The 15697-nt window shown below is 65.8% G+C and carries 5 protein-coding genes and 1 pseudogene; 2 read left to right on the forward strand and 4 right to left on the reverse strand.

The window, feature by feature from the left end; translation table 11 throughout:
* Positions 1 to 9: 9 nt before the first annotated feature.
* Positions 10 to 7038 carry a polymorphic toxin-type HINT domain-containing protein gene (locus CHF15_RS31035; protein ID WP_143681677.1) on the reverse strand — a complete coding sequence of 2343 codons (7029 nt, stop codon included), beginning with the start codon at positions 7036 to 7038 and terminating at the stop codon, positions 10 to 12.
* 144 nt (positions 7039 to 7182) lie between these two features.
* Entirely contained in the window at positions 7183 to 11289 is a 4107-nt protein-coding gene (locus CHF15_RS31040) for a LamG domain-containing protein (RefSeq protein WP_143681678.1), read from the reverse strand.
* Positions 11290 to 12281: 992 nt separating this feature from the next.
* Between CHF15_RS31040 and CHF15_RS31045 the strand changes: the two genes are divergently transcribed.
* Together CHF15_RS31045 and CHF15_RS45140 are read left to right on the forward strand one after the other, a co-directional pair.
* The gene (locus tag CHF15_RS31045; protein WP_089227218.1) at positions 12282 to 12875 is read left to right on the forward strand and encodes an RDD family protein; all 594 of its coding nucleotides are present in this window, start codon (positions 12282 to 12284) and stop codon (positions 12873 to 12875) included.
* Positions 12876 to 13922: 1047 nt separating this feature from the next.
* On the forward strand, positions 13923 to 14060 hold the full coding sequence (locus CHF15_RS45140; protein ID WP_179280046.1) for a hypothetical protein: 138 nt from the start codon (positions 13923 to 13925) through the stop codon (positions 14058 to 14060).
* Between the two features lie 303 nt (positions 14061 to 14363).
* Here the strand turns inward: CHF15_RS45140 and CHF15_RS31050 are convergent, their stop codons facing one another.
* Both CHF15_RS31050 and CHF15_RS45960 read right to left on the reverse strand, forming a co-directional pair.
* Positions 14364 to 14771, reverse strand: a complete 408-nt coding sequence (locus tag CHF15_RS31050; RefSeq protein WP_143681679.1) for a hypothetical protein — start codon at positions 14769 to 14771, stop codon at positions 14364 to 14366.
* A 156-nt stretch (positions 14772 to 14927) separates the two neighbouring features.
* A pseudogene (locus CHF15_RS45960) lies at positions 14928 to 15295 on the reverse strand (3'-5' exonuclease); the annotation flags it as partial.
* Positions 15296 to 15697 lie beyond the last annotated feature (402 nt).

Consider the following 15697-nt stretch of genomic DNA (forward strand, 5'->3'; position numbering starts at 1 on the left):
CCCGGTCCGTTACCATTTATACCCCTGGTAATAGTTGATCCACTTACTCTCCACAATCAGCGAATTGAAGAGCGGAATTTTTGCCCTGGGAATCAACCACTGGAATTCCCCAGGCTTGTTGTCATGCACCGCCCGGAATTTATCGGCCGGGAAGTGCTTGGCGAAGTCTTCATGCATGGTGTATTCCCAGTACCCGTCTTCAAAGATCCCCTGGACAGCATACTGCTGAGCGACCCCTTCGCTCTCTCCGATGTATGCGGTGCCAGCATGTCTGCCGTGATCCGGATGGTTGGCGGGATCCATGCCGCGCTCCTCCGCCGCCTTGTTGCCCTTATGCGGCGACCGATAGAGCTTCGGGCCACAGTTGTGGACGAGGACGGGTGTCGTACCAGCCAGCACGTAGTACGTGTGCAGATCTTCGACAGTGAGGTTGTACATGTCGCGGTCGCCGAGGCGGACCTTGACGCGGGTGACTATGGCGTGGTGGCCAGTTTCGGTGTTGAGCGCGTGGCCAGCGATGAGCTTGCTGGTCGGGACCCATTTGTGGACGGTGTCGTCCCAAACAAGGTGCTTGGCGGTGGTGTGGATGGTGGCGACAGTGCCGTTGGGCTGGCGTACGTCGAGGTCGACTAGGTCGTAGTCGTGGTTCTGCCAGACTGTGGTGACCTGTCGGGCGCCCTTGCGTTTTCCGGTGTCCGGGTCGGCGGTCGCTACTCGGTCGCCAATCGCGATGGTGCCGATCGCCTTGGATGTGCCATCCGCCAGGAGCACCGGCGTGTCCGGGGTGAAGCTCCTGCATTCCGTTGCGCTTTTGCCTGCGCTCGCTGCCTTAGCGCCGACTGACTCGGCGGTCGCTGCGGTGCGTGTGGTGGCGGGACTGGCTTCCTTGCTTGCACCAGCGACGACGGCTGCCGTGCCGCCTGCAAGGGCTACGGATGCACCGAGGGCTAGTCCGCCTTCGGCGATGACGGTGGTGGCGCCCGCGACGACGGCTGCTGTGGCTCCCATGGTGGATGCCTCGGCTACCGCAACAGCGGCACCCATGGCGATTGCTCCACAGGCGACGGTGGCGATGCAGGCGACCGCTCCCACGACGACGGCGGTGGCAACTACGGCGGTCAGGACAGGGTGTTCATGCCAGACCTTTTTCGCGTGGCAGCCAACGTCATACCAGGAGCATTTCTGCGGTGCCTCCCGGTGGCCACCGCCGCCACCACCGTGGTGGCCACCGCCACCGCCACCGCCACCGCCACCCGGGACGACGCCGGACGAGTCAGCTGTTCCATCAGGCTTCGAGTCGTGGCAGTAGATGTCCGGGTCGCTGCAATCGTCACCCGCGTGACCGCACTTAAGGCCGCCGCAGGGATCCAGTCCCGTGGGATCTGATTGTGTCACCGGCGAGTTGAGAGCGTATGCGTATCCGTTCAGAGACTGAGCGGCCGTCACGTTGAGGACGGGGTCGACGCTGATGAAACGGCCATTGGCCGGGTCGTATTCGCGGGCGCCGAGGTGGGTGAGACCTGTGGGGTCGTTGGTGCCGCCAACGAAGCCCTTGCTGCCAGACCATGTGGTGGGTTGGGTGCCGCGGGGGGCCCCGAAGGGGGTGCTGCGTCGGACGGTTGTGGCGCCGGTGGCGGCGTCAATGGAGACGTCAGCGGTGTCGTGGTGGTCGCCGGCGAGGAAGGAGATCTTGCCGTCGTCCGTCTTTACGGCGGTGGCGCCGTCGAGGTCGTAGTAGCGGGTGCAGGTCGGTGCGGTCGCGCCCTTGGTGAGGCTGAGTTCTGTGTTACCGAGGTATAGAACGGTCTTCTCAGCTGACGGCTGCGCGGTGTCCTTGACGTGCTGAACCAGGCGGTTGCCGTCGGCGTCGTAGGCGTAGTCGGTGGTCAGGGTTCCTTGCGTGACCGTGGACAGTCGGCCTGCGGCATCCCACGCGTAGCTGCTGCCGGTGCCGGGCGTGGAGGTGTGGGTGACGGTGTTGCCGGTGTTGTCGTAGGTGAAGCCCTCGGTGTTGGGTGTAGGGCCGGCTGTGGTGACCTGGCTGAGGCCGTGCGCGGTGTGGGGGGCGTCGTAGGCGTAGTTGCGGGTGACGTCCTTGGCGGTGTTGCCGGCGGGGTCGTGCTGTTTCTCGCTCTGGCGGGTGCCGTCAGTGTTGTAGGCGTAGTCGGTCCAGTACGGGGCGGGGCCGCCGATGATGCCGGTGCTGGGTGAGTCGGCGCAGGTGTCGGTCGACTGGGTCCATGCCTTGGTCAGGCGCTGGAGGTAGTCGTAGGTGAAGCACTGGGTGTCGTGGACGGCGCCGGCTCGGTCCGACATGGCGAGGACGTTGCCGGCCTGGTCGTAGGTGTAGGCGACGGCTCTGGCGGCTGCGGAGACGTTCTCCCGGTCGGTGCGGGTGGAGGCCAGGCGCTGGGTGCCCCACTCGTATTCGTTCTGGATCTGGACCTTCGGGCCGCCGGTGCTGAGTGTGTACTGCAGGGGCTTGCCCGTCAGGCTGTACTTGACGTCGGTGAGGAAGCCTGTGATGGCCGTGGCGCGGTGCAGAGTGTCGTAGGTGGAGGCGACGACCTCGTTGGGAAGGTTGCCGGCTGCGGGGTAGCTGGTGGAGGCGAGGGTGCCGTCGGGGTTATAGGTGGTGTTGACCTGGAGGCTGTCGGGGAACGCCTCCTCGCCGGGCACGTTCGGTATCGCCGTGGTGGTGCGGGTAGGCCGGTAGAGGTTGTCGTAGAAGTTGACGGTGGTCTTGTACTCGTACTGGGTGCTGCCAACGGTGCGGTAGCTGCTGGAGGAGGCGAGCTGGCCTTCGTAGCCGGACGGGTCGTACTTCCAGGAGGCGGTCAGCGGGCCGGTGGCGCTGCCGGTGTGTACGCCCAGCTTGCGGCCCAGCTGGTCGTAGTCGTAGTACAGCTGCCGGTTTTCGGAGTCCTTGGTCCAGGTCAGCTGGTCGCGGTCGTCGTAGTGGCTATCGCTGGTGCCCTTGTCGGGGTCTATGGCCTGGATCTGACGTCCCTGTAGGTCGTAGGTCCACGACCAGTGGGCGTTGTCCGGTCCGATGAGGGTGGTCATGTGACCGGCGGGGTCGTACGTGTACTGGGTCAGGTCGTAGGCGCCGGTGGCGTCCGCGTTGTGATACTGGCGCACCTCGGATGTGCGGCCCTGGGCGTCGGTGACAGTGGTGGTGGGAGTGGCGCCCAGCGGGGGGATGACCGTCGTCCGGTCGCCGCCGTAGATCGTGGTGGTGGTGGACAGCAGTTTTGGCTGGTCGCTGCTGCCGGCGGCGGTCTTGACGGTGGTGGGCCGGCCCAGTCCGTCGTAGGCGGTGATGGTCTGGGTCTCCACCTCCTGGGTGTTGTCCAGGGACAACAGCTTTCCGGCGGTGACGGTGGTGCCGCTGGCGTAGTAGGGGGCGAAGCCCAGAACGCCCTGGCCGCGGTCGTCGTAGAAGGTGTCGGTCAGCAGGTAGCCGCCGTCGGGTCCGGGATTCTGGGTCTGGCGGGGGCGCAGGAAGCCGTCGTAGAGGGTGTAGGAGCTTTCCTGGCTGCCGTCCTTGCGCAGGGCTTTGGACTCGACCGAGACGATGCTGTTGGCGTCTACGTGGTAGGCGTACTCGCTGTTGGGGGTGTCCTTGTTGGTCTTGGATCGGTTGGGCAGCCATACCTTGTTCAGGCGGCCGAGGGCGTCGTACACCAGGTCAGTGCGCTTGTTGTTGGTGTCGACCTGGGCGCTGGCCAGTCCGCGCAGTGCATCGAAGTAGCTGGTCGTGGTCTGCGCGGAGGTGCTCACGCCGGGGGTGGCGGGCGGGGAGGTCACCGTCATGCTGGCGGGCCGCGGATTGGCGGTGCTGATGGGGGTGTAGCTGGTGGTCGTGGTCCGCGTGTCGTTGGCCTTGGTGGTGATCGGGCTGGTCTGGCCGGTGGTGTCGTACTTCGTGGTGGACTCGATGTCGGACACCGTCAGCGGGCGGCCGTAGGAGTCGAAAGTGGCCTTGCTGTCCTGGTAGGTGGCGTAGCGGCCGTCGTGAGCGGTCAGGGTCTCGGTAATGACCGATTCGTTCTTGGTCGGGGCGGTGTTCCATGCCTGGCCGTCGTAGAGCGTGCGTACGTCCGACAGGATTTGAGAACCCGTGCCGTCGGCCTTGGTGATGCGGACCGGGGTGGTGTCGCAGTCGACGGAGACGGCTTCGACCTCGGAGGGCATGTCGAGGATGCCGGTGGTGTTGGGCGGGTAGGTGGTGCGGGTGCAGGTGGCGGTGCCGTCGTCGTAGGTGTGCTCGGCCTTGGTGATGCGGCCTGCGAGGTTTTCGTAGGTGGGGTCGGTGGTGGTGACGCGCCACTTCTGGCCTTGGCCGTCGTCCAGGGAGGTGTAGTCGCGGGTGGTGTCGGCGCCGGTCAGGTTGGCGGTGGCGGTGCCCCAGGAGCGGACGCGCTTGGCTGTCTCGTGGTGCCACGGGGCGCGGACGGTCTTGCTGAGGACGCCGCTGCCGGGCTTGCTGTAGGTCTCGGTGCGGTACTCGAAGCCAGCCGCGGACTCGTGGTCGGTGAGGGTGTCGCCTTCGCCGTCGGGAATGGTGACCGTCTTGGTACCGCCGGAGCCGTCCTTGCGGTCGCCGTCCATGCCGCGCAGGAAGTAGTGGTCGGACTGGGTGTCCTTGGTGGCGATGGAGCCGGTCTGCACTCGGACGTGGGCGTAGCCGCGCCACTGTGACCAGGTCTTCAGCTTTTCTTTTGTGATGCCGTCGTCATCGTCGTAGTGCCAGGCGGCGTCACCGAGGTAGGTGTAGGCGGTGACCATGTCGGGCGCGCCGCCGGTGCGGTCGGTCTGGATGACGGTGTCGACGACGTACTTGTTGAACCATTCCAGCGTCTTGGGGACTTCGTTGCTGGGCTGGTAGTACTGCGGCATGCAGCGGGTGGTGTTGGTCTCCGGGACCGGGGGGCTGTCAACGCTGCAGGTGCCGGGTTTGTAGTTGATGTCGATCTGGCCGCCGTACTCGTCGTCGACGGTGCCCAGGCGTTCCTTGATGAACGGTGCGCGGCCGTCCTCGGGCTTGTCGGCGCGGTTGGGCAGCTGGTCGTAGTCGAAGGTGACCTTCGGCAGGTCGAGGGTGCCGCCTGCCTTGCCGGTGTGCTGGATGGAGTCCAGCAGGAGCTGGTAGTCGGTGTCGGCCATGCCCCAGTGGTGGCCGAAAGACCAGGAGTCCACGGGGAGATAGGTGCCGTTGGACTGCAGGGTCTGGGCGGTGACCGAGGTCAGGCGCTTGCGGGTGAAGAACACTGGCGACAGACGGCCGTTGGTGCAGTCGGTGCCCGCGTCACAGTTCAGGTCCCAGGGCGTGTCGTACCAGTAGAACTTGTTGGCCTTGATGTCGTTGCAGGTGGTGCCTGCTTCCAGGCAGCGCTCGCTGTTGCCGAACACGACCTGGGCGGCCGGCAGGTTCGTCGTGGAGTAGATGTCCTTCTGCCGCTGGCCGTAGTCGATGCGGTCGAGGTAGCCGCCGCGGACGTACGGGGTGTCGTCGGTGGCCTTGAGGTTGCGGCCGTAGGAGTTGCTCTCCTGGGTGTACCAATAGGTGATGTCGTTGCCGTGCGGGTCCAAGACGTAGTCGAGGTTCCACCGCCATGCCTGCTGGCACCATGAGGTGGCGAACGTGGAGGCGTGGCAGGGGTCGCCGCTGTCGTTGCCGAAGACCGGGGCGGTCCATACGGACTTGGTCTCCGGCTTGCCGCTGGTCCAGTTCGGCAGCCGGTTGTAGCCGAAGAAGTACTGGATGCCGGAGGGCAGGGTGACCTTCCAGTACTCGTTGTTGTCGTCGCCGTTGGCGCGGGCGGAGTCGCCGTCGATACGCTCGATGCGGGTACCGTCGTCGTTCTTCAGCTTCCACAGCCCGGCAGTGGAGGTGGGGATCAGTTCCCCGCCCTTGCCGTTGAAGCTGATGGTGGCGTTGTCGTAGGCCCAGCACTGGTCGCCGGGTTCCACGCCGTCGGTCTTGACGCCGTCGTCGCCGCAAGGCTTGTAGCGTCGCTCGATGTAGCCCGGCCACATGTCGAAGCCGTCGCCGATCCAGGAAGCCTGGTTGTTGCTGTTCGACGATCGGCCGTCGATCGATCCGGAGGAGTAGGAAAGGCCCAGGTCCGGTACAAGTTTGCCCGGCACGTCAGGTACCGGCATGTCATACGACCAGGAGAAGTCACCGGTGTTGAGGTTGGTGCTCCAGGTCGCTGACGCCGACAGCGAGGTGGCCTTGTAGTCGCCCTTGTCCGATGCCGTACCGGCGGTTGCGGCCAGTACCGTCACGGCGGCAGCGCTGGTCTTTGCTGCAGCGCCTGGCACAGTGACCGAGTCCGCCGTCAGGACGTGCCGCTCGGTGTCATTCCTCGAGGGCACGGGGACACCGGTGCGGCACGCCGCCTTGTCCGGGGTGGTCAGGGCACATTGCGGAAGCCGCACGAGGCGCAGGCGCGCGCCGTACCCGCCGCCGTATGCGTCGGCGAAACCGCTGTAGTCGAGGGTGAGGCGTAGGTCTCCCTGCTGGGTGGCGCCGTCGGCGCGGCCGGCGGTCAGCATCACGCCTCGCACACCGGCGGCGCGGGCCGCTGCCTGGCCCAACATCGAGATCTTGGCCTTGCCGACGGCCTGCGCCGGGGAAGCTTTCGCCGTCTGCGCCTGCAGGCGCTGCGGTCCGGCATGGGCGGGGCTCACCAAGACAGGCAGGCTGCCCGCCTTCACTGCTTCCGTGGCAGTGGGTGATGCGGCGGCAGCCCGGCTCGAGGATTCGGCGCCGGTCGGCAGGGCAACGGTCGCTGTGCCTACCTTGGGCCATGCCGCCCGCGGAGCATGGACCTTGCCCGCATGCGCCCCGGCTCGTGGTTTGACCTTCCCTACGGTGCCGGAGACCGGCTTTTCCGAGGCGGGCAGGTCGGGAAATCCCTGCCAGTCGGTCGCGGAGGCCTGTGACGGGAAGCCCTGCAAGAGAGCCGCCATCACCACGCCCGAGACGACGGCGGCTATCCGCGCACGTGTGCGTTCAGTCCTGCCCATGCCCTGTGTTCCGTCCCCTGCAAGGTGAATTACGGATGGGTACTGCTGCGCCCGCGCATCGCTGTGGGCGTGTGCGGCAGCGCGAAGTGTGCTCGGCCCGACGGGGCGGTCCTCGCTCAAGCGGGACCGCCCCGTGGGTGTGTCCTACGATTGGGCGGCCGACGGCAACTCTGTCGGGTTGGCGAGCATCTCGATCTGGGCGTCGCTGAGGATGCCCTGGTAGGCCCAGACGTCGTCGACGAGACCGGTGTAGTACTCCTTCGCCGTGCCGGCCGACCAGGTCCGGCCGAACTGCAGACCACCGGTGCCGTCGAAGGGCTTGACGTCCTGCGTGATCGAGGTCGCTTCGTCGGACTGCTGGAGGTCACCGTTGACGTACAGCCGCATTTCGTTGGCGAAGGCGTCGTAGACCACTGCCACGTGATTCCAGCTGCCATAGCTGCCGTCGAAGCTGAACGAGTGCTCGGCTGTCTTCCACTGCGCCGACGAGCTGTCAACGTCCGGCACGGCGACCTGCCAGACTCCCGGCGCTGGGCTGCTGGCGTCTTCGGAGTACCCGGTCACGTGCCACCGCAGCGTGAACGCACTGTGATAGGGGCCGGTCGCCTTGCCTTGCTGGCTCAGAACCGTAATGTCGCAGTCGGCAAGCGCCTTTGGCGCCTGGCACACCGGGCCGGGCCCGCCCATGTCGGTCCAGCCGGCCACCGTGAAGCTCTGGTTCGAGTGCACTGGCGACAAAGCGGTGTTCGCGTAGCCGCCGGCGTTCAGTTTCAAGTCCCCGGTCCCGACCAGGGGGCTTTCGGTGTCGATCGTCGCGCCCGCGTTCAAGGTGGCCGGATGCCGGTTGCCGACCGCATCGTCAGGCGTGACGGACGGAGTCCCGGAGGCGGAGTTGAGCATCCACCGGCCGGTCAGCTGCGGACGCTGCCTGACCGTGTCGGCGGCCTCCGACGCGGTGACCACACGGCCGAAGATCTTGACGTCGTCGACGGAACCCTTCCAGTAGTCGGTGTAATTGCCCTGGTACCGGAAGCGGCCTAGTTGCACTCCTGCGTGCGCTTCCCACACCGAGGGGGCCGCCACGGGTGTGCTGGGCACGCCGTTCACGTACAAGGTGATCTGGTTGGTCTGGGCGTCGAAGACACCCAGTAGATGAGTCCACTCGTTCAGATCGGCTTCCGCGGCGGAGAAGACGCTTTGAAAACTGGGTCCTGTCGCGTCCTGGTCTGGCAGACGGAAGGCCCACTTCTTACGCGTCACCTCGTAGCCGAGGGTGTAGGCGCCGTTGGACGTGCCGCTCTGGCTGACCGCAGCCTGATTGCGGGATCCGTCCTCCAGCTTCACCCATGCGGCCACAGAGAAGCTGCGGTTGGTGTCGACCGTTTCGCGGCCCATGGCTCCATAGCCCGTGGCACCGTCGAGGTGGATCGCGGTGCTCGCGGCACCGGGAACACCGCTTTGGACGCCACCGTTGAGAGCGAAGTCCTGGGTCTCCCCGAGACCTCGCAGCGGGCCGACTGAGTCCTCCATCGGCCAGATCGCCATCGCCGGCCGGCCGGACGTCATCACGCCGTCGGTGTAGAGCTGCTGCACACTTGTGGCGGTCGAGGTGCGGTCCCAGACGCGCAGGTCGTCAATCTGTCCTGCCCACGGATCCGCCCATGCCTTCTTCCACTGCAGCCGGCCGACCTGGAAGTTCCCGCGGGCATTGATCGCGGTGACCGTCACCGTCGCACCGGGCACCCCGTTCACGTATAGCGTGGCAGTGTGGCCGGAGGCGCTGTAGACACCGGCCAGATGGGTCCACTGCCCCGGTGTCACCGGCGCATCGGACACCGCCATCTGCGAGTTGATCGTCGCGGTGGAGTCGTCGGTGGTCGGGAACCTCAGCGCCCACTTGTTGGTGGTGCCGCCAAGGTAGCCGAGCGTGAAACCGCTGTTCTCGTTGCCTGCCTGCGACACCACGGTGCGAGAGGTGTTCAGGTCATCGATCTTCACCCAGGCGGAGACCGTGAAGTTCATCGGGATATCGACCAGCGCGCCCTCGGACTCCGCATACGCGTCGCTGCCCCTGAGCGTCAGAGCAGAGCCCTCGTGCCCGGCGTCGCCGAGGCTGGCCCCAGGTCCAAGGTCCAGTTGGTACGCACCACCACGGCCCGCCGCCGTGGTCGCTCCAGCCGCTTCGTCCAGGGCCCATCCGGCCCGCTCGGGCTGCCCGCGGCGCACCTTGAAGTAATACGTCTCCGGCTGGCTCGGATTGTTGTTGGCGTCCAACGCCTTCACCGACAGGAAATGCAGGCCTTCCTCTGCCGGCAGGACGCTGATCTTCTGAGCGGCTCCGCCGCTCGTCGTCACCTGGTGCGCCGACGAGGCCGCAGCGTCCAGACCCCACTGATAGGCGACAACGTCGGTGGCAACAGAGTCGAACGTGAAACTCCCATAGCGGCCGATACCCACCGTCAGTGGCAGCTCGTCAGTCAGTTCGTCCGAGCCCGGGTAGTCCGTGGACGTGACCTTCGGTCCGTCCGGGGCTGTTGCGTCGTAGTTGAACACGCATCCGGGGTCGGCGTTCCACTTCCCCCACTCAGCGCCGTCCCAGGCACGCACATACCATCTCACTGTCTTACCCGACGGTACGGCCGTCGTCGGTGGCGTGATCGAGAACTGGGAGCCGGAGTTCTTGAACGACGCACTGGACGGTGTGTTGCCTTCCGCGCCAGTCGACCACCAGCGCCGCACCATTCCCTTGCCGTCCCCGGCGTCCCACGCGGTGGCGAACTCGGCCCCGATCTTCTCGCCGTTCGGGTCGACCAGCTTCTTGGCCGTGATCTGCGGCCGGCGGTTGATGCGCACTGCGGTCGACTGACACACCGAGCCGGGAGACATCGACAGGTCCGATGCCACCGGCTGCTTCGGCGGGAGGTTGTACTTGACACGCAGGTAGGCGTCGTCCGACCAGCGCTTCCAACCATACGGATCGTCCTCGTCGTACGCCTTCAAACCGAACGTGATCGTCGGCCATGAGGCATTCGCCGCTGTCTGGACGATCGACTTGACCGCAGAGGCGCTGAACTCCACGTCCGCGTCGGGGCAGCCATCGCCCCAGCCATGGGCGAACGTCGACTTCTCCAACAGGTTCGTCCAGAAGCCTGAGGCGGTCTGTGCCTTCCAGTCCGTACTCGACTTGATCGCTTTGGTCTGCCACAGCTCGACGGACTTGGCGGTGCAGCTGTAGGAGTGGGTCTCGTGGGCCGTGAACGTCGCTTCCAGGATGTGCTGGCCCGCGAATTTCGACGTCGGGAACTGGAAGAACACACGCTTGAGGTCCTTCGGCGCGCAGTACTCCGTGTCACCGCAGTACCCCATACCGAAGTCTGAGTCTCCGGAGTAGTGCCAGAACGAGGTGTCGCTCCAGTACCGCGATACACCGGCCCAGTCCGGCGCCTTGGGCGTATACACGATCGGGTCGATCACCAGGGGGAACCGGGTCGCCGGCCCGTTCAGGAGTTCCTGGTCCGGCGTCAGCACCAGGGTGTCCGCATCCGGGTTCACCGCCACGTCCACCGGTGCCATATGTGGAGCCTCGTCCTCGGCGTCCTGTGAGGCAGTGGCCTTGGAGGTCCTGGCCGAAGCAGACGGTGCCGACAGAGAGTCGCGCGTGGAGTCCCACATCATGGGTGTGGGCGCGGCCAGAAGCACGCTGCCGGTGTCCTCATCGACCGCCTGCAGACCACCCGATGCATCCTCGCGGACCTTCAAGCCGTCTGCGTCGATGAGAAGCTTCAACTGCTGCAACTCAGGGTTCTGCGCGGCTTCCGGCGTGCGCACCACGATCGACTCGGCCACACCGGAATCCTGAGCGGTGACCTTCACATCGACGTCCGGAAGCACAGACTTGTACGTCGCGGTGTCGCCATCCAGCACCGGCTCGGGCAGCGGCTTGGGCCACGACAGCCGAAGTTCCCGCCCCGACTGGCGGACCCGAATCAGCGGCTGGTCGCTACCTCCACCGGAGAACGCCACGTCCAGAGCGGTCGCGGCGGGGGCCACCATCCCGTCGGTCTTGCTCAGGGTCGTATCGATCGGGACCCACTTGCCGCCGCGCAGAGTCCGCACCGGCTTCACGTGTTCGACCGCCGTGAAGGATCCGTCCGGCTCCGCGAACACCTCGTTCGCCTCGCCGCGGCGCGACGTCACCTCCACGGACTTACCCGACGCCTCGGCCTGCGCGAGGGCCTCGTCCTCCGTCACCACGGCATCGGCGGACTGCGCACCACGCGAGACCGCTGAGGGCGCGGTCTGCTGGGAAACCCCCGCAGCGTGGGCGGAGCCGCTGAACAGCGGCAGCCCTCCGACCAGCAAGGCCGCAGCGGTCAGACCGCCTAGCGACCGAACGGACCGCCCGCTCCTGCCGCGTCGGCCTCCACGACTCCACCCCATGATCCCCACCCAAGCCTTACGTGATCTTTACGGCGCACGACAAAAACATGGCTGCGCCAAACACCTCAAGACCACAAAGACTCCGGGAGCCGTCCTATTTAGGCCGGGGCCTAATCCGGACGACTTTAAGTGCATCAGCACCGGATCTCCGGTAAATGCAGGATGAACGAATGGTTACCGGATGACTATTGTCTCCCGCGTGAAGCTGTCGAAAATTTCTACCGATCGGGCGCTCCGACTGCGGGTGCATCGCCGCAGGCTTCGGTTCACATGCCACACGCAAGATGCAGAGAGGTTACCAACCTTTGAGGTAGTGCTGGGCAATTCTTGACTAAGTCAGCCGCAATACACGGTCGCCAGCAGCAATGACGGACACACACCGGTGCGGAGGCGGGCGTGGTACCCGGTTCGGTCGCCCGGCATGGCGCGGCAGGCACTGGCCGGACGCTGCTGACCTGGCTCTTCGGGGATCACAAACGTCCCGGCCGCCCCGTCGGGCTGGCGCAGCGGCGCCGACCTGCCAGCGGCACTACCTGGGGCGTCAACGGCCGGGCCTTTGAACGTGCATTGCCCGTCCGTGTGCCATCTGGTGCTGCCCGTCTGAAGCAAGTACCGCAACAACATCCCCGAATCCTCTTTGTGCAGCCCCACAGATCGACACTTCGCCGTTTCCCGGCCGGTCGCGCTTGTGCCCTAAGGTGTGTCGCGTTATCGCAAACGGGCGCCTTTCCCTGGGCTGCAACTACCGCCGCCGTCGGTGACGGAGCCCAGGGACGGCCGAAATCAAAGCGGAAGAACTAGGCATGAATCGACAGCAAGTGTCTCCGGCGGCGGGTGCCGGTGAAGCGCGGAAGCGGATAGAACAGGGAGACCCGCGCAAAGCCGTCCGCCCTGCGGGCTCGACCACCGTGTATGCCCCCGATGGGGACACGGTGGCCGTACAGCCCGGGGAAACGGTCCTGTCGCTGGCCGGCCCGGGGCGTCGTACAGTGGCCAAGGCCATCGACTTCGCTGTGTTCTTGATCATCGAGGTCGTGTTGATGTATCTACTGGGCGCAGTCGCCGACTTGGAGGGCGGCGCCTACTTCCTTCCGCTAATCCTCGTGTCCGTGGCCTGGTGGTCCGCCTACGGTGCGGTTCAACTGCACCTGTGGGGGTGCACACTGGGCAAACGTGCAGCGGGACTCAGGGTGTACCGCGTCTGGGAGGGCACGACGCTGCCCACGTGGCGGCAGGCGTGGCTCCGCGAAGGGCCTGCGTCCCTCATCTACGTGATCCCGGGACTGAATGTGCTGGCAGGCCTGGCCAGAATCGTGAAGCTGCACAAGAACCGGCCCTACCACCACAGCCAGGTCGACTTCGCACCAGGCACCGTGGTCGTACACCACCTGGGATGAAACACGCCACCAGCCAGGGCACATCCCTTCCCCAATGAGCTGCCAGCTTCTGCGGGGTCATCCAGCAGTGCACCCGCGCCAACGGCCCACGAGCTCTACAGGTCAGCGAACGCTCGAGCACCGCTGCGCATACGGTCAAGATCCTTCTAACCTGGACTCGCCAGTGCATAGAGCACCTCTTCGATGCCTTGGGCCAAAGCACTACCAACCAGTGCGCTGAACGGCCTGCAGGTCGTCCGCCTCCTGCCCCTCGGGTGAGCGGACAGCCCATGAGTCCGCGAATCGGCACGGGGCTCGCGATAAGCCGGGACCATCGCGGCCCGGCAAGGCTCGGTGACTGGGGCGCCTCCGTGACCCGACGAACCACGCCGTACCCAGCCGTCACGCGGCGGCCGTATCGCCCCTTGCCCAGGGCGGTGCGGCCGCCGCCTTTGCGTGCGCAACATGTCGCACGAGAGGGGAGGGAACACGAACGACACCGCATGGTCCGCCATGGACGACAGCACGTGGGCCGCGAGCGAAACGAGTTGGAGCTTCAGCGACCTGGGCTGAAGCCCACGCAGACGACGACGGCGGACCTCACTGCCTGCGGGTGGTGGGCCGGCAGTCACAAACGCCGGACGCTGCCACCCCACTGCGGGAAGAAGTTGGCCAACCCACCAGGACCGGCAAAGACATCCAACAGTCGGTGCAGGTCGAAAGGACGAAGATGCACCCGCTGGTGTCACTCACCGGGCGTGATGTGCATCACATGGCCGTGTGTGGGTGTCCATGATGGGCGACCCACAAACCGCTGAAGACTCGCACAGATGCTGGGAGCCTTCAGCAGACTCGAGGAACCTCTTCGACACGGCGTCCATGATCGCGTTCGCGGGGGCCCGTCATCCGGACCCGCGTGCAACGGAGTTGGCGGCACCCGGATGTATCGTCTGGCCAAGCACAAGGGAGCCCAACCCAGCCACCTGGCGCCAACCGAGGGCTGAACGGACTCCCTGAGTGCCACCCTGTCCGAACCGCGTGGAGACGCAAGCACAGAAGAAGGCAGCGATGCATCTTAGGCACTTCTACTCCCTGGCGAGCAAGTACCGCCGGACTCTCATGCTGCACATGGCGCGCGGCGCCGCGTACGGTGCTGGCACCACGGCCGTCAGCCTGTTCGCTGTCTGGTGGCAGCGCACGCACTAAGCCGAGTAGCTGAGCGGCCCGCCATCCACGCGATAGCGGGCCTCTCGCCGTACTCCGCCGTCTGAAGCGGGAGAAGCCATGTCATGGACGACTGGTTCAAGCAGAGGCCGGTATGTGCGCTGTGCTGTTGCTGTGATCGTGGATCTAGAAGTCGACGTTGACGATTCCAACCCGACGGATCAACGAGAACGCCAGTTTCACCGCCCCAGCTCGCGGACTCTGTCCTCGCGCCAACGGTCTGCGGGTCCAGACGCGGTCGGCGGGCCCGTCGTCCTCACAGCAGGCTGGCCGTGTGGCCGCGGGTCAGTAACTGATGACGGCGGTGCCCTTGAAGAGTTCGCCGTCCTCAATCTTTTTCAGCTCAAAATAGTATGAGCCGTTTAGCGGGGCCTGGAGGAACTCCGCGCGCTGCTTGGCTTTGCAGTTGATCGTCTGTGATCCCATTGCCGTGTCCAAACCCACGCGTGAGCGCCAGAGTGTGACCTTGAGGTTCTTGGCAGGGGACGCGATACATTTCGTGATCAGGAGTCCGCTCTTGCCCCCATACTTCAGGGGGAAGGGCTTGGTCTCCAGGGTGTGAAGAAATTCGAAGGACACGGTCCTGCTGGTCGCGCTCGCGGGCGTACCCTGTCCGAGGACCAGGGTCGCTGCACAGATCGCAGCGGCACCGACACGGATAATCCGTCGCCATGGACGTGAATCGATGGGCACTTAGCTCTCCTTCCGGGAGTGAGATTTGAGCCTCCCAGGGATCCCGGATTGCAAAAATCCCGCAACCGGGTGAATGTTCGCAAGTCGAGAGATGGCCACTTCCAGGCCGGCCACCGCCGTGTGCCGTCGTGATTCGGCCGCAAAACCGGGAGCCGGTCAAATCGGTGGTGCGGGGCGACAACCCAGCCTTCCTTCTGGGTGTTTGTCGATCCATGCCAGGCTGCCGCGGTCCAGGCGGTTGCGGGCGCGGGTGACTGCGACGTAGGCGAGTCGGGCTTCGCCCTGGTCGATCGGGCCGGGGATCGGGTGGCCGTTCGGGTCGTTCTGGTCGGTGTCCTTGGGTGGGGTGAAGTCGGCGGCGATCCTGACGGCGGGCCATTTCCCTTGGCCTTGTGGGCGGTGGAGACGGTGACTTCGGCGGTGGACTCGTCGCCAAGCTTGTCGATGGCGTCCAGGATGGTTTCGGTGCCGTGCCGGTCCACGAGGTCGGTGAGGGGCTGTAGGTCTCCGCCGGCCGGGTCGTGGGGCGATCGCAGGGGACGAAGGGCGCGGGCGTGCGCCGTCGACCCGGACCCGCCGGCCGCCGCTCGGCGACGGCGGCATCACGATCACGCGGCGTTCGTCCACGTCCGCGCCCAGGAAGCGCGGACCCTGGCCCGGTTCCCCGAACCCTTGCCCGGCGGGGGTGCTGGCGCATCACTCGTATGGGTCGCGTGGCTTGTGCACCCATCTAAGGGGCACACGGCCGCATAGTCGCCCGGCCGGAGGGTTCCCGGGAGTGCGCTGCCCTCCCCGCTGTACGTTTCACTGCTCCTTGGACGGTGCTCAATGCGCCAACGACGCCATACAGGACCCGTCGTTGTGCTGCGGCTTCATCCGTCCACACCGATCCGAGCGCCACGGTCGACTCGCCAGCCGCTCGGTCA

It is taken from the genome of Actinacidiphila glaucinigra (assembly GCF_900188405.1).
Taxonomy (GTDB): domain Bacteria; phylum Actinomycetota; class Actinomycetes; order Streptomycetales; family Streptomycetaceae; genus Actinacidiphila; species Actinacidiphila glaucinigra.